The following is a 16,942-nucleotide window of genomic DNA, read 5'->3' on the forward strand; positions in this document are numbered from 1 at the left end:
GTAAGCTTTTTTTATGCTACTAGAGATGATCTTTTAGATATTGACCAGCTGCGGTGTGGTTTTAATGTGTTCAAGATAAGCACGGATACGCGTCACATACTGAAGCGCTTGGCGGTAGCGACCATTTTTAGCTTGGTTGTGCTCTAAGTAAGCATACAAATTGAGCCAGTTATTGGGATCTTTACCTTGAGCCTGAATCCGTTTTTGAATCTGATTCACCGCACCTGGTCCCATATTGTACGCAACCAATGCATACCAGTTACGGTCAGGGAAGGGGATATCCTCATAGCGACTCAGCATTTGGTCGTAGTACTTGGCACCACCTTGGATGCTTTGCGCTGGATCGGTACGGTTACTCACACCCATGGCTTTGGCTGTGCTGTTGGTCAACATCATCAAACCGCGAACACCCGTGGGAGAAACGGAGTTCGGCTTAAGGTAAGACTCTTGATAACCAATCGCTGCTAATAAGTGCCAATCTAAATCGTACTTTTGTGCTGTGCTTTTAAAACTGGCCTTATAGATTGGCATACGCTGACGCAAATCGCGTTGAATCGTATTCCAGTTTTCAGGCTTCACGACATTACGGTTGTAAAAAGAGGCCAATTGACCAATTGAACCAGATTGTTTACCACGGCAGACAAATCCACTCGCCGTTTGCGTCAATGGATCATTCGCATGTTTAAACACCCAGTTCAGTTCAGTATTGAGGCCATTTTTACGTAAAACGTTTAAATCACCACAAGTTGCAGAAAAGGTTGCGAGACTTTTTTGTTCAATCGTTTGAACACTTGCCGTCGTCATTGCAAAATTTGCTTTGCCCTGTGCTACCCATTTCAGTGCTGTAGCATTATCGGGGACGGTTTTGAAGTCTAGCTTTACATTTAAGCTGTCTGCATAGTTACGTGCAAGGTCATAACCAAAACCATGCAAATGCTGACCATCTTTAAAAACGGTCGTTGGGTTTTCCACTGAAACGACAGTCAATTTATTATGATTGACGACGTTATCATATTGGTAGGTCTTACTTGCATTAATACTATGAAATGGAATTAACAAAGTACTTAAAGCAAGGGCTTTCAACGGGAGAGAGAAAGTTAATGAATTAAGGCAAAGCCTCGATCCAGAAGTTGAACTACTGTGCATGTTGTCTCCGCTACAAGTAATTTATGCCCTAGAACGCAAAGGCAAAAACATGCCTTAAAACGAGTTCAAGTTGTCTAAATTCAATAAGAGGTTGGGCATTCATGACGTCATTCAAAATGACATGGGATTAAGAAGATTATGTAGAAAAACTACATAGATTAAAAAATAGGCAACTAATTTAAGATGTGCGCATAATATATATCAATTTTAAAAGTGTCAAATTTTGTGCAATATTTTTTTGAAAAATGTAACATAACAATTTAATTTAATTCAGGAATTTATTTTATAAACTTCTGTTGTGGAGAAATAAGGGATAAAATAATCCTTTGTTGTAAATCAATAAGCAGATTTAGACGGCATTCATCATGAAATCAAACTTAATTACACGTGCAGGTCACGACAAATTGGTGGCGGAATTAAAGCAGCTTTGGCATGAAGAACGCCCTGAAATTACCAAGAAAGTAAACTGGGCGGCAAGCCTTGGCGACCGTAGTGAAAACGCGGATTATCAGTACAACAAACAGATCTTACGTAAGATTGATCGACGAGTTCGCTACTTGGGAAAACGCCTCGAAGAACTTCGTATTATCGACTTTTCTGAAGAGCAGGCTGGCAAGATTTATTTTGGCGCTTGGGTCGAAATTGAAAATGATGCAGGGGAACAAAAAACCTTACGCATCGTCGGGGTGGATGAAATTTACGATCATCACCCGCAGCACATCTCCATCGACTCGCCGATGGCACGTGCTTTACTCTCCAAACAAGTCGATGATGAAATTGAAGTGTTGACGCCAACTGGAAAAAAACACTGGTACGTCAATTCAATTCGTTATGACATACCTGAAAGTTCAGAGAACTAAAAGATTTTGTTTTAATTTTAGCCACTTGGTGTGATTTTTGAAGAAAAGTATTTGCCAAGTAGATTGAATGTTTATATGATGTCGCCCATGGAAGCGTGGCAGAGCGGTTTAATGCACCGGTCTTGAAAACCGACGAGGGTGTGAGTCCTCCGTGAGTTCGAATCTCACCGCTTCCGCCAAATTCAAAAACCCTGACTGAGCCAGGGTTTTTTTTATGCCTTTTTTAAAGTTAATTTTTAAAAGATGCCAGAGTTATTGATCAATTTTCCATCCTATAGAGGCTGTAAATTTAATATCTTATTGAGATTGAACATTTTTTAGCTGAATAGTGGCTTTTTGAAGGCCGTGAGATGAAAAATATTTGCCAAAAAATATTTTTATTTATATGATAGCGCCCATGGAAGCGTGGCAGAGCGGTTTAATGCACCGGTCTTGAAAACCGACGAGGGTGTGAGTCCTCCGTGAGTTCGAATCTCACCGCTTCCGCCAAATTATTTTTAAATACAAATTATTAAAACTGGTAATTAATCAATAACCCAAATTTAAGTTGGGCCATTACGTCAAGTAGTGTGGGGAACACCACATAGATCGGCAGTGATCAAATTCTAAAAAAAGCAGTCAGACCTTCTCTTGCTGCTTTTTTTATTTAAGGTATTGAAGTCTTCTTTTATAGTATTCAGCTATAGCTTGAGCTGTCCAACTCGATCCTTTTCTAGATCCACTATTCGTTTCATACAAGCAGTTATAGAGACTATGCAGTTGCACTGTGTAACAGTCATTTCTGTAGATCAGTTTTTCGAAAGTTTCTCAATTTCATCTGTGTGGTTTTTAGCATCCTTCGTTCGGCCTATCTAGCAACTCATTACCTATAGGTTGGAACTACATATGCCGTGTAAAAGTATAGAGCGATTGTTCAGTTTCGCTTTTTATCACCTCCATTGCAATGGGTCCATTGAAGGGTATTCTCCCGTATTTGATTCATCTGATATTTCCTTCATTAAATAAGCAATGGTGACTTGCATATTTTTACGGATTCTATAAATTAGGTAGATCGGTCTACTTAGTTGAGTGTGATGAATACGAAAACCGCAAAACAGAAAATTTTAGATGCAGCCGCGATTTTGTTTTATAACGATGGCATCACCAGTACTGGGATTAACAGCATTACCGATAAGGCCAAAGTTGCCAAAATGTCCTTATATAATAATTTCCCGACCAAGGCTGACTTGATTACCTCTTATATAGAAGCACGGCATCAAGAGTGGTTAGATTTGTATGCGCTTCGAAACCAAAAAGCCCATACCCCTATTGATAAAATTGTCGCGGTTTTTGAAGCCTATCAAGACCATGCTGGGTTTGCCTATGAAAAAGGCTTTCGGGGCTGTGGTTTGTTGAATGCTGCTGCTGAGTTCCCAGCGCACAGCGCCGAGCGCTTGGCTGTAAAACGGCATAAGGATGAAATTGAAAACATTATCTCTACACAGCTTGCCCTTATCATTTTGGACGCAGAGAAGGTCAAACAAATGGCTTTGTTGTTGTCTTTTGTTTTAGAGGGATCGATTGCGCGAGCAGGCTTGGAAAGCTCGAGTGAAAAAGTACAAGCTGCAACAGCGATGGTGAAAACACTTTTAGCACAGGAAACCAGTACGTGAATCAGTCTGTTTCTGCGGTACCGAATTATGGTTTTATCGCGGTGCTGTTCGCTGCTTTTCTATGGGGAACGACGGGCACAGTCGCATCTTTTGCACCTAATTTGAGTCCTTTGGCTGTTGGCGCTGCCGCCATGGGCGGTGGAGGACTGTTACAGGCACTTTTGGCGCGAAAAAGTATTATCTACCATCTGGTACATGTCAAAGCCAATGCTGTGATGCTCGGTGTAGGTGTAATTGCGGTTTTTATTTATCCGTTGGCCTTTTATTCATCTATGCACTATGCAGGCATCACCATTGGAACAGTCGTTTCGATTGGTACGGCGCCTTTATTTACTGCACTTTTAGAAAGGGTGTTTGACCGAAAAGCACTTTCGATGACATGGCTGATGAGTTTTATCTTGGGAGTGACGGGCGTTGTGTTACTTTCACTCGAGGAATCACATGCTGTAACAACCACGGAGCATTTGTCCCAAAATCGACCAATGTTGGGTATTGCTTTAGGGGCGGTTGCTGGATTGACCTATGCTTTATATTCTTGGGCGGCAAAACGAATGATTGACCAAGGAATGGATGCAAAAGCGTCTATGGGGCTCATCTTCGGACTTGGTTCTTTATTATTACTTCCGACTTTATGGATAACAGGTTCAAACTTGTTTGAAGAAAACACCAACCTTTATGTCGTGGGTTATATGATGTTGATCCCAATGTTTTTGGGCTATGTTTTATTTGGATATGGCTTAAAAACCGTGCCTGCCAGTAAGGCCATTACCTTGACCTTGTTTGAACCTTTGGTTGCTGCTGTTTTTGCAATCCTGTTGGTGGGAGAACAACTTGCACCAATCGGTTGGATTGGGATGGTTTTAATTTCAATCTGCTTAGCATTACTCACCAAAGCAAAGTAAATTTTCTGATTGGGTCGTTTCATAAATGATGATACATAAACAAGAAACAGCACTTTTCGCAGCAATATTGTCTTTAATTTCAGTACAAGTGGGTGCTGCGTTTGCAAAAATGCTTTTTCCCATCCTCGGAGCTGAAACGGTCGCTTTGGTGCGTTTAGGTTTATCCGCAGTTTTTTTATGGATTGTATTTCAGCCATGGAAAACTTTTCGTCAAAACAGCATGGAATGGAAAGATCTCTTTTGTTATGGCGTGATTTTAAGCTTGATGAATTTACTCATTTATAAAGCCTTTTCCTATATGTCGGTCGGGATCGCGATTTCAATTGAGGTCTTAGGGCCTTTGGCTGTGGCTATTTTTATGTCACGAAATAAATCTGACCTTGTCTGGGGTGGCTTATCGCTGATTGGTTTGATCTTATTTCCCTTAGGGAGGGCGGATAATAACTTTAGCTATATTGGCATGTTATATGCGCTTGGTGCAGCCATCTGCTGGGGACTGTATATTATTTATGGCACCAAAGTGGCCAAAGGCGGCAGTAACACGGTAGCAATCGGCATGATGATTGCGACGCTATGTATTGTTCCTTTTGGAATATCTAATGTTGGACAGGCTTTCAGTACATATGGGGTAGTCGGTCTATGCATCGTGGTGTCATTGCTGTCGAGTTGTATTCCATTTTTACTGGATATTTTTGCAATGAAGCGTTTGTCACCCAAAATATTTGGGGTGTTGTTAAGTGCTTCACCAATCGTCAGTGCATTGGCGGGGTGGCTTATTTTAGGTGAAAATTTAAACCTTTATCAAATGACAGGGGTGTCAATTATCATGGCATCGTGTGCAGGATTCTTCTATTGTTCTTATCAAAAGACAGGCGTTGCTCAAACATGTTTAGACTAAGTTTGTTTATTGAAACTGAAGTAGGGTAGTACTGCATATAAGTGTCATGATTTATAACCTGATATAAGGTAAAGATTGATGCCTAGTGGGACTAAGCATCAATCTTGTTTCAGTGAAATTGGCTATACAGCTTAAATCCTTAGAGGTATTTAAGAATGTGAATGTGCTTGTTTTTATGTTTAAAGGCTGAAAATTTCAACATCAAGGGATAGAGAGCCACAGTTAAAATAATCGAAATGAGCCAGAGAGTGGAGACATGATCGACGCCGAAGTATTCGCCATGGGTCGTGCCAAACAGTGCGACCGCAATGAGATAGAGGGCTTTCAGCACATATAAGTGCACGATATAGAAGAACATCGGCACGGAACCAAAGACAATCAAGGGTTTGATCCAAGGTTTACTTTCAACCTTTTGAAGTAACACTAACAGGACTAAGCCTAGCCCGACATTCCACAAAATAAACAGCAGCGATGGCGGATACTTGGTCAGATTTAAAAAACTCATAATGGTTTCAATACTGGTCGGCATGACTGACCATGCTTGATCGCCATAAATATTGATCATTCTTAAAAAGATAAATAAGCTGATACTGGCAAGCCCGAAAGCTAACAAGATTTGATTTCTTTTCGCGACATCGTATGTACTGTTAAATATGGTATGGCCGATGCAATAGCCAAGGGTAATCACCCCAATCCAAGGCAGTACTGGATAAGAGGTTCTAAAACGAATCAGATCTCCAAATTCGATCCAACCACGTTCATGCAAAATAAACCACAGATTTTGCAGGATCGGTATTTGTGAGAATGACACTTGATCCAGCGTATTATGTCCAAAAATAATGCTGAGACTGATCACCCAGAGCCATTTTTGCGATAGCCCAATCAAGCCTGCTAAAACCACCATACTGAGACCAATGGCCCAAATCACTTGTAAATAGATGACATCGGGCGGGAACTGTCCAGTCCAAGCGAAGTTGATGATGATCAGTTCGAGAAAAATCAGAAATAGACCGCGTTTGAGTAAAAATTCACGGGTCATTTGAATACTGTTGTTTTTTGCTTGGTAAAGATAAGCCGATAAGCCTGTTAAAATCACAAAAACAGGGGCACATAAGTGAGCCAAGATTCGGCTAAAGAAAAGGGATTCTTCTGTTCCTGGAATCAGCATCGGGTCGGGGACTTGCTGGTGCAGATAAAAAGTTTCTCTGACATGGTCGACCATCATAATCAGAATAACCAGTCCTCTGAGTGCATCAATCGCTTGTAAACGTTGTGAAGGTATAGACATAAGATGAATTGAAAATTAGTGTTATGGTATAATGTAACATTTATTTCGATCATTTATATCTAGGATTTAATCAGTAAAATTTATATGCAATCCAATGGTTCGAGATGAAGTATCGAAAAGATGCATTATTTTATAGACGACTGGTCTATTATTAATTTATAGTGTGGATATGAAACGATCAGATAAAAGTGAAGCAACACGACTACACATTTTAAATAGCAGTTTTCAACTGGTGTTACATAAAGGTTTTGTCGGAGTGGGCTTACAGGAAATTCTAAAGAATTGTGATGTGCCGAAAGGTTCATTCTATTATTACTTTGCTTCGAAAGAGGCTTTCGGTTGTGCGCTACTCCAGCAGTATCTGGCCGATTATAAAGTCAAAATCGATCAGCTGATACAGCAAGAACAGCGAAACGCCTATGCAAGTCTCGTGGCACTTTGGCAAGCATGGATTGATAACCCATCACATATTGAAAGTGGAGTTGAACATCATAGCGATGGGGGGTGGGCGGAGAATTGTTTGATCGTCAAATTGGCAGCAGAAGTCTCAGATTTATCTGAAGATATGCGTCAGATTTTGAACTTCGGGGTGCGTAAGTTAACAGAACGTATTTCGGGCCTAATCCAAGCAGGGCAGCAAGACGGTTCAATTCCAGCGCATATTGACGCTGAAAAAATGGCACAGACGATGTATCAACTGTGGTTGGGAGCAGCTTTATTGGCAAGACTGGCCCAAGATAAGCAGCCCCTTTACCTCGCTTTGGAAACCACCCAACAACTATTACAACCGATAAAGGAATAGCAAATGCAAAGTATTATTCATCACCATTTTGGTGAACCTGTTGACGTCTTGGAAGCTGCGGATATGCCGCAACCTGAGCCGAAAGCGGGTGAAGTACGTATTAAAATGATTCTATCGCCAATGCATAACCATGACGTGTGGACAGTGCGTGGTAGTTATGGTTATAAACCGACGCTTCCTGCAATTGGTGGCAGTGAAGCTGTGGGTGTGATTGATGCGCTTGGTGAGGGTGTACAAGGCATATCGGTAGGTCAGCGTGTAGCAGTTGCAGGAATTCATGGCAGTTGGGCTGAATATTTTATTGCGCCAGCGCATGGCGTCGTGCCTTTAACTGATGCGATTGATGATGAAACGGCAGCTCAGTTGATTGGGATGCCGATCAGTGCACTGATGCTCTTAGATTTTATCGACTTACCAGCAGATTCGTGGTTGATTCAGAACACCGCCAATGGTGCGGTGGGTAAAACCGTAGCAATGATTGCAAAAGCGCGTGGTCAAAAGGTGATTCATTTGGTTCGCCGTACTGAGGCTGTAGCTGAAATGCAGGCCTTAGGTATTCAAAATGTGGTAGCAACAGACCAAGCCGATTGGAAAGAACAAGTCAAAGCGATTCATGCAGATCAGCCACTGATTGCGGGTGTAGACTCCATTGGTGGTCAGGCCAGTGGTGAAATGTTGGCTTTACTGAGCGAAAATAGTCTATTGGTTTCATTTGGTAGCATGACGGGTGAGACCATGCAGATTTCTTCGGGAGATCTGATTTTTAAACAAGCCACAGTCAAAGGTTTTTGGGCGAGTGTGGTGAATAAGCAATTGTCTGCTGAACGCAAAAAAGCGTTAATTGTGGAGTTATTGACGCTTGCTGCACAGAAAAAATTACTGCTGCCTGTTGAAGGTATCTTCAGCTTTGCACAAATTAAAGATGCTGCACTGAAAGCGACGCAAGGCGCACGTCAGGGTAAAGTACTTTTGAAGCCCTAAGAGTTTCGACCTAGATCAGCTGTAAAGCTGATCTAGCATCATTCATCAAAAATAAGGATAAAGCGTATGATGGGAAAAATTTTAATTGCTTTAATTGCACTGTTGCATGTGTATATTTTAGTTTTAGAGATGTTTTTATGGGATAAGCCCTATGGTTTAAAAGCCTTTGGCAATACGCCTGAAAAAGCACAGCTGACCAAAGTCATGGCGCAAAATCAGGGCCTATATAATGGTTTCTTGGCTGCAGGTCTATTTTGGGCGCTATGTGCACCCGAAACTTATGCACTGCCACTGGCCAATTTCTTTTTAGGCTGCGTTTTGGTTGCTGGGATTTATGGTGGGTTGACCGCCAGTAAGAAAATTATCTACATTCAAGCCTTACCTGCGGCTGTGGCGTTACTTGCGGTGAATTTTCTCTAAGCCAAGAGAAAAAACTGCTTGAGTTCTGCATTAAAAAAAGCCAACGTCGAGACGTTGGCTTTTTATTGTGAGTGATGACTTATTTGACTTCAGGCAAATCAAACCAAATCACTTGTGCATCTTCCAAGGCTTTAACATCGCTTGCTTCTAAGAAAGCAATTGCGTCACCTGCATGAAGAGTATGTTCTGCAATTTGGATTGAGCCTGAAATTACATGCACATAGTTAATATGCTGTGTAGCTTTAACTTCTAGCATTTGATCTTTTTCAATCACAGCTGTTTTGACTTCGGCATTTTGACGAATATGCATTGCAGCATTGTCATTTGGACCACAAATCACATGCCATTGATTTGGCTGCTCATGTGGATCAAGACGAATCTGCTGATAGGTTGGCGCTGCATCTCTTTGATTTGGGGTAATCCAAATTTGTAGTAAATGTACCGGCTCATCACCCTGATTCATTTCACTGTGCTGTACACCCGTACCTGCACTCATCAGTTGCCATTCACCTGCAGAAATACCACCATGGTTACCCATGCTATCTTTATGGGTGATGGTACCTTTGAGTACACAGGTTAAGATTTCCATATTGTCATGGGGGTGTTGCCCGAAACCTTGATGACCCGCGACCAAGTCATCATTGATAACACGTAAAGCACTTACACCCATATATTTAGGGTTATACCAACTGCCAAAAGAAAAGCTGTGTTTAGACTCTAGCCAGCCGATATTGACATGACCACGGTCTTGACTGCGATGAATGAATGCATCCATTTTGAACTCCAATCTTATTTTTAATCTATGGAGTAATTTTAGCGTTTTATATTTGTCGCTAAAATAGTGAATTTGCAATGTTGCGTTTCAATATTGAAATGATTAAACACAACATTACAGCCTTAGTTTAAATCACAATACCGTACGCGGAAATCTTTCCAGACGTAGTTTTTGCCTTGCGCATATTCAGTTAAAAATTGTTGATGCAGCTTCGGCTGCTGTTGCATCCAGTCATTGCCCCATTTCACTCTGAGCGGAGCCGCTTTGTCTTTAAAAACAAAATAGTCATCTAGGCAAGTACTGCCTTCAACGGAGAGCGGTGCATTTTGATCATCGAGATAATTTTCATAATTAATCGAGTTGGGTGGATTCTTCAAAAATACTTTGTCACTGGCGGTGAGCAGAATTTTCTGTTCAAAGTGTTTCAATTGACCTTGTCTGTACTCATAGCGGGTTTCAAGGTTATAAGGGTGCACGGTTTGGTAGTCCCCCGGGGACTTGGTGCTGTATTCCAGTATTGCATGATTATAATCCGATGAGTCCTCGTCCCATTTGGGGCCAAAACTCATCCCATCTTCAATGGCAGGAGCCACAAATTGTACGCGGTGAAGCTGTTTGCCATTCGTGTCGATTTCAATAATTTCATAGCTGTATCTGTAGCGATTTTTGGCATAGATGGAGCTCATTGTCACATTGGCTTTTAACTCTGTAGGGGTATAGGCATAGCGAGTACGAAAAATCAGTGCGAGATGCTGAGCGACGGGCATAATCGAAAACAGTTCATGATCTTTGACGGTGTTGTTGAGTTGGAGCTGTAGGGTGATTTTTTCTCGATTTTCAGCATAAGCCTCGCCTATTGAAAAAACTGCCGAGTGGGGCGAGTTTAAATAAAGCAGTTTAGGCTTTTGCCCCCGTTCGAATCGCGTAATAGTGAATCGGAGATTTACCTGCGATGACGTAATAGCGTGCATTCAAAAGTGGCTCTCTGAGACTGTCTTGCTCTGGAATGTATAAGGGATGGCAGATTTTTTCATGATCATCCAGACTGTCAAATGGATTGTCAGATTCCACCGTATAAGCTGAAGCATCCACGCTGGTCACAATTTTTTCATCTAATTCAGCAAAGCTATAAGTTGAGAAAGATAGTAAGCCGGCTACGGGCAGTATTATTTTTAAAGCGTTCATCGTCATTTTTATGTTGTTGTAATTGAAAAAAAAGGTGCTCTCAAGAGAACACCTTTTATAGCGTAAATGCCTTAGAAAACCAATTATTCTAAGAATTTAACCGTTACACCTGACTTCACTTTTTTGCCAAGATCATTGGCATCCCAGTTGGTCAAACGGATACAACCGTGTGATGCTGTTTTAGAAATAGCAGAAGGGTTTGGTGTCCCGTGGATACCAAAAGACTTTTTGCTTAAACCAATCCAGATATTCCCTACAGGACCGTTTGGACCCGGTGGTAGAGAAAGTGGTTTTAAGTTTTTGCCCTGTACAAAGTTACTTGGTGAGTAGCTATACCATGGATTTGGCGCAACACCAGTGACTTTATAGGTACCCGCTGGCGATGGAGTGTCCGAGCTACCAATGGTTGCAGGGAAAGAACCGATCATTTGGTTGCGGCTGTTAAATAAATACAGCTGTTTTGCACCTTTATGTGCAACGATCAAATGAATGTCTTCTGGCACTTCATTACGGATATTGGCCACAATAATTTTTTCGCCCGCTTTTTTGAAGGTTGCTTTTGGATTTAACTTCTGCAAGAAGTCTTCATCCATATGGAACTTTTCACCTAACATTTCAGTCACACGGGTGTAATACAAACCTTTCATTTTGGCTTGTAGTGCATAATCGCGTGGAATTGATGCGGCATAAGGACCTTTTAGGTCTGCTTCGGTAATGGTGTATTCAATAAATGCAGGCTTAGAACCTTGGCTTGCCAGTAGGGCATCCCAAGTTTCTTTGGTTAAAGTGCCTGTTGCTTTTAAACCGCTCATTTGCTGGAACGAGGCAATGGCTTTGAGGGTGTTTTTACCGCTCATGCCATCGATTGCACCTGGAGACGCATGCGCATTATTCAACATCACATGAGCACGTGCATAGACAGGAAATTGTCCTTTACCAATGTTGTCAAACCATTCTGCACTGTTTAGACCATTTAATGTCCACGATGCTTTTGCTGCAGCAGGATTGGTCGTCGTGGTGGTCGGTGCAGTGGTGGTTTTGCTTGGTGCAGCACCAACGTCAGCTGTTTTATCTTCAGATTGTTCAAGTTGATCTAAAGTTTGTGAAGCTTGGTTTAAGTCTGCTTGTTCTTTTGCTGTAATTTGGCTGTTTGCAACCGCAGTAGAAGCTGAAGCGACATCTGTTGCTAAAGGATCAATAGGATCTTGAACTGAAGTATCAATGATCTTTTTTGGCGTCAAGGGTTGTTCAGTAGTAGATGCAGCAAACGCTGTACCAGCAAGAATGCAACTTAAACTCATCGCGAGTATTGTGCGAACGAACATGTAATTCAACCTTAAGAATTATTCATTTACAAAGTAAAAACTAGTGAAGTATTACAGAAAAAAGATGGAGATGCAGTATTTGTTTTGTGTAAATATTCGTTTGTATCTTTGTCCTGATCGAATTTTAGTGTTATGAGAAGTTATTAAAAATTCGACCTTTTTGTTATGATAGTGGGCAAATTTAATTGAGATGGGAAAGTAAATGACGACGCTTAAAAATGATCGTTTTCTACGTGCTTTATTACGTGAACCTGTAGATACCACACCCGTCTGGATGATGCGTCAAGCAGGGCGTTATTTACCTGAATATCGTGCAACCCGTGCTCAAGCGGGTGATTTCCTTTCGCTGTGTAAAAATAACGAATTTGCTTGTGAAGTGACTTTACAGCCTTTACGTCGTTATGAGCTCGACGCTGCCATTTTATTTTCAGATATTTTAACTGTACCCGATGCTTTGGGTTTAGGGCTTTATTTTGAAGCTGGGGAAGGGCCTAAATTTCATAAAACGGTTCGTACTGAACAAGATGTGGCGAATTTACCTAAGTTTAATGCTGCATCTGATCTCGACTATGTGATGAATGCGGTCAAGACGATTCGTTCAGCCTTAGGTGGACAAGTGCCTTTAATTGGCTTTTCGGGCAGCCCTTGGACGCTGGCAACTTATATGGTTGAAGGTGGTTCGAGCAAAGATTTCCGTTTCACCAAGCAAATGATGTATGCGCAACCCGAAGTTTTACATGCGCTACTCGATCGTTTGGCTGATGCGGTAATTGACTATCTAAATGCGCAAATTGATGCAGGTGCTCAAGCCGTACAGATTTTTGACAGCTGGGGCGGGGCATTGGCGCACCGTGAATATTTAGAATTTTCTTTAAAATACATGCAAAAAATTGTTGCAGGTTTAAAACGTGAAAATGAAGGACGTAAAGTTCCAGTCATTTTATTCACCAAAGGTGGCGGTCAGTGGCTAGAGCCGATGGTGGCAACAGGGGCGGATGCTTTCGGTCTAGATTGGACGACACCATTAAATGTAGCTCGTCAAACGGTGGCTGGCCGTGCGGCACTGCAAGGCAACTTAGACCCTGCAACATTATATGGTTCGCATGACACCATTGTGAAAGCCACCAAAGCCATGCTAGATGACGCTTATGCAGGCGGTGAGAAAACGGGTTATGTTGCAAACTTAGGTCACGGTATTACCCAGTGGGTTGATCCTGAAAATCCGAAAGCCTTTATTGATACTGTGCATGAATACAGTGCCAAATATCTCTAAGTTTCACAGCTTCAATTCAATTAGGGTTCATGCGTGATCACGATTTTAAAATCATGTTTTGAGTTCTCATCTAAGGCAGCTTCGGCTGCCTTATTTGGGATATTACTGTTATTGGCTTTTGCGTTCACAGCCAGTATGGGGAGTCAGGAATATTTCGGTTTTTTCCGTTATGACTATCTACTGTTTTATGCCGTACTGATTCAAGTTTGTCTGCTCTATTTAAAACTTGAGTCTTGGGCAGAAGCTAAAGTGATTGCGCTATTTCACGTGATGGCAATGGTGATGGAAATCTTTTTGACCCATCCGCAAATTGCATCTTGGCAGTATCCGCATCCCGCCGTGTTTAAAATTTTAACAGTGCCGTTGTTTGCAGGTTTTATGTATTCGGCTGTGGGCAGTTTTTTTGCGCGCTCATTGCGTCTTTATCAGGTTTCTTTTGAGCACTTGCCCCGTTTCTCCGCCATGCTGACATTGGCGGTGTTGTCTTATATCAACTTTATGTCCAAATTTTTTGTTCCCGATATTCGCTATCTTTTGTTTGCATGGAGTGTAGTGCTGTTTTGGAAAACCAAGATTGGCTTTGAATTGCAGCAGCATCGTTTTCAACTACCGATGTTACCCGTACTTTTACTGTTGGCTTTTATTATTTGGATTGCGGAAAATATCAGTACATTTTACCAAATCTGGTTGTACCCAAGTCAAGTCGATGCATGGCATATGGTCGGTTGGGGTAAGTTAGGTTCTTGGTATTTATTGCTACTGCTCAGTCTGGTGTTGGTGCTAAAAATTTTAGGGAAACGAGACCTACGTGGCAGTTGGTCCTTATACCGCTAAAGCACATTTTTAAATATTCACTTCACTTTAGTATAAATTGTTTTGCGTTATGCGCTTGTTACCGCTATCTTACAAGGGTGTAGCTCAAAATACACACAATAGGAACAATAAAAATACTCGGAGATAATCGAGTCTGGAGAAACCTTATGTTGAAAAAAATAGCATTGGCTGCGGTTTTGGCTGTTGGTTCTACCGCTACATTTGCAGATAATGACGTCGGTTGTGGTATTGGTTCACAAATCTGGGCTGGCCAGTCTGGTAAAGTCGCTAAAATTTTAGCGGGTACAACAAACGGTATTTTTGCTAACCAACTTTTCGGTATTACCTTTGGTACCTTAGGTTGTAGTGGTACAGGTACAGTGACTGCTCAGGCAGTAACATTTACCAACGAAAATGCGGAAGCATTGGCGCGTGATATGGCAGTCGGTGAGGGCGAAAGTCTAAATGTACTGGCTGAATTACTGAACATCCAGTCTGAAGATAAAGCACGTTTCTTTGAAGTGTCTAAACAAAACTTCGCAAAAATCTATTCAGCTGAAAACCAAGATGCGCTTCAAGTATTAGCATCTTTACAAGCAGTCATGGCAACGGATAGCGTATTAAAAGCATACGTTTAATTGCACCATAAAACCCTGCCATTCAGGCAGGGTTTTTCATATCTAAAAAAGAAGAATAGCTAACACTGCATGAAATCTGTTGTCCTCCTCTTTAGTGTGCTATTCAGCACCAGCATCTTTGCTCAAGCACCTAGCTCAGCAGAGTTTTATATTGAAAAAGCACAGCAGCTGAAGCTAGCCTCAAATGTGACTTGGCAACGTTTGATGTATGCCAATGCTTCAGGACAAAGTGAAGTCACCTACCGTCCGTTTTTTTATAGTGAACACGGAAAAACCCAGCTCAAACAAGAGCTTGATGCCAATATTGCTGCACTTTTTACCCCAGCCGCAGCCAATCAATCGATTCAGTGCCGCTTTCCAGCACGTTCAAAATGGCTTATAGAACAACTGAATATTGCATCGACTCAATTGCCTAAAGCCTCATGTCCTGAGCTGGATGAGTGGCTTGGGCAAATTAAGCCGTATAAGGCGACTTTAATTTACGCCACGGACTTTATGGGTAACCCGAGTTCGATGTTTGGCCATACCCTGTTAAGGCTTGATCCTAAAGACCAAAAACAGCTGAACTTGGTCTCTTATGCCGTGAATTATGCAGCGACAGTGGCCAATAGCGACAGCTTTTCTTTTGCATGGAAGGGCTTAACTGGGCAGTACCAAGGTGAGTACTCACTCATGCCGTACTACCGCAAAGTGAAAGAATATGGTGATTTGGAAAGCCGCGATTTGTGGGAGTACGAGTTAGCCCTGACGCCAGAAGAAACCAAGACCATGGTTGAGCATATTTGGGAACTCAAGCATGTGCAATTTCCTTACTATTTTATCAGTGATAACTGTGCCTATCGGTTACTGGGTTTAATTGATTTGGTACGGCCAGAGGTCAACCTACAAAAACAATTTAAAACCGCTGCGATTCCTGTTGAGACTATTAAGGCGGTCGATGAAAATAATTTAATTGCAGAAAGTATTTACCGTCCTGCTTTAGAAACCCAATTATTGGCACAAGCCAAACAACATGGTCAAGCCTTGGCGGCTGCGGCGCATCAGGTTGCGCAACTTGAACCTGCTCAAATGCAAGACTATTTGGATCGCTATGCTTTGGTGGATCAGGCGCGTATTTTAGAAATGGCCTATGACCATGTGTATTTACAGTTAATTGCACAAAAGATTGCGGCAGAAGACGCCCAGCCGCGCATTCGACAACTGCTGGGTTTGCGGAGTCAGATTGACTTGGAAAAGCAACGTCAAGTGGTTGAAGCACCAAAAGTAGATCCAGTAAAAGGTCATCAGGCACGAACTGTTCAGCTTGAAGCGGGTGAGGTACAAGGTGACTCTTATTTCCGACTGAGCCATCGTCAGGCCTATCATGACTTGATTGACCCGCAAGGCGGTTTCCGTTTGGGTACACAGCTTAAGTTTCTAGAAGGCAGTCTTGAATATCGCGATGATCGACTAAAACTGCAAGAACTAAATGTGCTGGAGGTCAATGCCTACAGTCCACTGACTGCCTTTAAAACTCCCTTAAGTTGGGGCTTCAATATGGGCTGGCAACAAGAAGCACTAGATCGAGATGGTGCATTTAGTGAACAGGATCAACACGGTGTATTCAATCTATCCAGTCAGTTTGGTTATAGTGTGGCAAATCAAGAGCGTCAACATTTATGCTATGCACAATTGCAAAATCATGTTCAAGCAGGCAACGCTTTAGACCGAGGTTGGCGCGTGGGACTTGGGCCAACGGTAGGCTGCCAGAACATCTGGAGCGAACATATCAATAGTTTGGTACAGGTCGAGCTGCCATATTGGGAAGATAGCCATCAATGGCAAGTCAGACTGAATACTCAGTTGCAATATTTATTCAATCAGCAAAATGCGTTGAGGCTTCATTGGCAGTATCAACAGCAAAAAGGCAAAGATTGGGATCAGACGGGTTTGAGTTATATCCATTTCTTTTAGTTCGATCCTCTTTTCAAAGCTCCAATAAAGG

At 41.9% G+C, this 16,942-nt stretch carries 17 protein-coding genes and 2 tRNA genes; 13 read left to right on the plus strand and 6 right to left on the minus strand.

Annotation, left to right across the window (positions count from 1 at the left end):
• Positions 1-33: 33 nt before the first annotated feature.
• Complete coding sequence (locus AC0KVP_RS04550; RefSeq protein WP_339422351.1) at positions 34-1,146, minus strand: MltF family protein; 1,113 nt, start codon at positions 1,144-1,146, stop codon at positions 34-36.
• 365 nt (positions 1,147-1,511) lie between these two features.
• Between AC0KVP_RS04550 and greB the strand changes: the two genes are divergently transcribed.
• From greB to AC0KVP_RS04580, 6 genes are all read left to right on the plus strand, one after another.
• On the plus strand, positions 1,512-2,006 hold the full coding sequence (gene greB / locus AC0KVP_RS04555; RefSeq protein ID WP_078425340.1) for a transcription elongation factor GreB: 495 nt from the start codon (positions 1,512-1,514) through the stop codon (positions 2,004-2,006).
• Positions 2,007-2,095: 89 nt separating this feature from the next.
• A tRNA-Ser gene (locus tag AC0KVP_RS04560) sits at positions 2,096-2,185 on the plus strand.
• Positions 2,186-2,405: 220 nt separating this feature from the next.
• Positions 2,406-2,495: transfer RNA gene (locus AC0KVP_RS04565), tRNA-Ser, on the plus strand.
• A 584-nt stretch (positions 2,496-3,079) separates the two neighbouring features.
• Positions 3,080-3,658: a TetR/AcrR family transcriptional regulator gene (locus AC0KVP_RS04570; protein ID WP_473339275.1), complete on the plus strand. Its 579-nt coding sequence runs from the start codon at positions 3,080-3,082 to the stop codon at positions 3,656-3,658.
• Positions 3,655-4,560, plus strand: a complete 906-nt coding sequence (locus AC0KVP_RS04575; protein ID WP_473339276.1) for a DMT family transporter — start codon at positions 3,655-3,657, stop codon at positions 4,558-4,560. Before AC0KVP_RS04570 ends, AC0KVP_RS04575 begins: the two co-directional genes overlap by 4 nt.
• 25 nt (positions 4,561-4,585) lie before the next feature.
• A complete protein-coding gene (locus AC0KVP_RS04580; protein WP_473339277.1) occupies positions 4,586-5,458 on the plus strand; it encodes an EamA family transporter in 873 nt (290 codons plus the stop codon).
• 139 nt (positions 5,459-5,597) lie between these two features.
• On the opposite strand, the gene AC0KVP_RS04585 is transcribed toward AC0KVP_RS04580, so the two are convergent.
• A complete protein-coding gene (locus AC0KVP_RS04585) occupies positions 5,598-6,746 on the minus strand; it encodes an acetyltransferase domain-containing protein (RefSeq protein WP_473339279.1) in 1,149 nt (382 codons plus the stop codon).
• Between the two features lie 169 nt (positions 6,747-6,915).
• Here AC0KVP_RS04585 and AC0KVP_RS04590 point away from each other — a divergent pair, with 169 nt between their 5' ends.
• From AC0KVP_RS04590 to AC0KVP_RS04600, 3 genes are all read left to right on the plus strand, one after another.
• The gene (locus AC0KVP_RS04590) at positions 6,916-7,548 is read left to right on the plus strand and encodes a TetR/AcrR family transcriptional regulator (protein ID WP_473339281.1); all 633 of its coding nucleotides are present in this window, start codon (positions 6,916-6,918) and stop codon (positions 7,546-7,548) included.
• Between the two features lie 3 nt (positions 7,549-7,551).
• Positions 7,552-8,529, plus strand: a complete 978-nt coding sequence (locus tag AC0KVP_RS04595) for a zinc-binding dehydrogenase (protein WP_125279968.1) — start codon at positions 7,552-7,554, stop codon at positions 8,527-8,529.
• A gap of 66 nt (positions 8,530-8,595) precedes the next feature.
• The gene (locus tag AC0KVP_RS04600) at positions 8,596-8,949 is read left to right on the plus strand and encodes a DUF1304 domain-containing protein (protein WP_473339286.1); all 354 of its coding nucleotides are present in this window, start codon (positions 8,596-8,598) and stop codon (positions 8,947-8,949) included.
• A gap of 79 nt (positions 8,950-9,028) precedes the next feature.
• Here AC0KVP_RS04600 and AC0KVP_RS04605 read toward each other — a convergent pair whose 3' ends face one another.
• From AC0KVP_RS04605 to AC0KVP_RS04620, 4 genes are all read right to left on the minus strand, one after another.
• Complete coding sequence (locus AC0KVP_RS04605) at positions 9,029-9,724, minus strand: pirin family protein (RefSeq protein ID WP_473339289.1); 696 nt, start codon at positions 9,722-9,724, stop codon at positions 9,029-9,031.
• A 122-nt stretch (positions 9,725-9,846) separates the two neighbouring features.
• The gene (locus AC0KVP_RS04610; protein ID WP_473339292.1) at positions 9,847-10,491 is read right to left on the minus strand and encodes a hypothetical protein; all 645 of its coding nucleotides are present in this window, start codon (positions 10,489-10,491) and stop codon (positions 9,847-9,849) included.
• Positions 10,492-10,621: 130 nt separating this feature from the next.
• On the minus strand, positions 10,622-10,915 hold the full coding sequence (locus tag AC0KVP_RS04615; protein ID WP_473339294.1) for a hypothetical protein: 294 nt from the start codon (positions 10,913-10,915) through the stop codon (positions 10,622-10,624).
• A gap of 77 nt (positions 10,916-10,992) precedes the next feature.
• Positions 10,993-12,234 (minus strand): L,D-transpeptidase family protein, encoded by a 1,242-nt coding sequence (locus AC0KVP_RS04620; RefSeq protein ID WP_087013235.1) that lies wholly within the window; start codon positions 12,232-12,234, stop codon positions 10,993-10,995.
• Between the two features lie 202 nt (positions 12,235-12,436).
• On the opposite strand from AC0KVP_RS04620, the gene hemE reads away from it, so the two are divergent.
• The 4 genes from hemE to AC0KVP_RS04640 all read left to right on the plus strand — a co-directional run bounded on the left by hemE (position 12,437) and on the right by AC0KVP_RS04640 (position 16,911).
• Complete coding sequence (hemE, locus tag AC0KVP_RS04625) at positions 12,437-13,507, plus strand: uroporphyrinogen decarboxylase (protein WP_473339298.1); 1,071 nt, start codon at positions 12,437-12,439, stop codon at positions 13,505-13,507.
• A gap of 36 nt (positions 13,508-13,543) precedes the next feature.
• Positions 13,544-14,341 carry a DUF817 family protein gene (locus tag AC0KVP_RS04630; RefSeq protein WP_473340419.1) on the plus strand — a complete coding sequence of 266 codons (798 nt, stop codon included), beginning with the start codon at positions 13,544-13,546 and terminating at the stop codon, positions 14,339-14,341.
• Between the two features lie 146 nt (positions 14,342-14,487).
• Positions 14,488-14,958 (plus strand): DUF3015 domain-containing protein, encoded by a 471-nt coding sequence (locus tag AC0KVP_RS04635; RefSeq protein WP_259233069.1) that lies wholly within the window; start codon positions 14,488-14,490, stop codon positions 14,956-14,958.
• 69 nt (positions 14,959-15,027) lie between these two features.
• Positions 15,028-16,911 carry an Lnb N-terminal periplasmic domain-containing protein gene (locus AC0KVP_RS04640; RefSeq protein ID WP_473339304.1) on the plus strand — a complete coding sequence of 628 codons (1,884 nt, stop codon included), beginning with the start codon at positions 15,028-15,030 and terminating at the stop codon, positions 16,909-16,911.
• Positions 16,912-16,942: the final 31 nt, after the last annotated feature.

This window comes from Acinetobacter sp. DL27, assembly GCF_055810995.1.

What these genes read in the sequence shown, in the direction of transcription:
- AC0KVP_RS04550 (WP_339422351.1), bottom strand. Translation starts at nt 1,146, where the DNA reads ATGCACAGTAGTTCAACTTCTGGATCGAGGCTTTGCCTTAATTCATTA.
- greB (WP_078425340.1), top strand. Translation starts at nt 1,512, where the DNA reads ATGAAATCAAACTTAATTACACGTGCAGGTCACGACAAATTGGTGGCG.
- AC0KVP_RS04570 (WP_473339275.1), top strand. Translation starts at nt 3,080, where the DNA reads ATGAATACGAAAACCGCAAAACAGAAAATTTTAGATGCAGCCGCGATT.
- AC0KVP_RS04580 (WP_473339277.1), top strand. Translation starts at nt 4,586, where the DNA reads ATGATGATACATAAACAAGAAACAGCACTTTTCGCAGCAATATTGTCT.
- AC0KVP_RS04585 (WP_473339279.1), bottom strand. Translation starts at nt 6,746, where the DNA reads ATGTCTATACCTTCACAACGTTTACAAGCGATTGATGCACTCAGAGGA.
- AC0KVP_RS04590 (WP_473339281.1), top strand. Translation starts at nt 6,916, where the DNA reads ATGAAACGATCAGATAAAAGTGAAGCAACACGACTACACATTTTAAAT.
- AC0KVP_RS04595 (WP_125279968.1), top strand. Translation starts at nt 7,552, where the DNA reads ATGCAAAGTATTATTCATCACCATTTTGGTGAACCTGTTGACGTCTTG.
- AC0KVP_RS04600 (WP_473339286.1), top strand. Translation starts at nt 8,596, where the DNA reads ATGATGGGAAAAATTTTAATTGCTTTAATTGCACTGTTGCATGTGTAT.
- AC0KVP_RS04605 (WP_473339289.1), bottom strand. Translation starts at nt 9,724, where the DNA reads ATGGATGCATTCATTCATCGCAGTCAAGACCGTGGTCATGTCAATATC.
- AC0KVP_RS04610 (WP_473339292.1), bottom strand. Translation starts at nt 10,491, where the DNA reads ATGCCCGTCGCTCAGCATCTCGCACTGATTTTTCGTACTCGCTATGCC.
- AC0KVP_RS04615 (WP_473339294.1), bottom strand. Translation starts at nt 10,915, where the DNA reads ATGACGATGAACGCTTTAAAAATAATACTGCCCGTAGCCGGCTTACTA.
- AC0KVP_RS04620 (WP_087013235.1), bottom strand. Translation starts at nt 12,234, where the DNA reads ATGTTCGTTCGCACAATACTCGCGATGAGTTTAAGTTGCATTCTTGCT.
- hemE (WP_473339298.1), top strand. Translation starts at nt 12,437, where the DNA reads ATGACGACGCTTAAAAATGATCGTTTTCTACGTGCTTTATTACGTGAA.
- AC0KVP_RS04635 (WP_259233069.1), top strand. Translation starts at nt 14,488, where the DNA reads ATGTTGAAAAAAATAGCATTGGCTGCGGTTTTGGCTGTTGGTTCTACC.
- AC0KVP_RS04640 (WP_473339304.1), top strand. Translation starts at nt 15,028, where the DNA reads ATGAAATCTGTTGTCCTCCTCTTTAGTGTGCTATTCAGCACCAGCATC.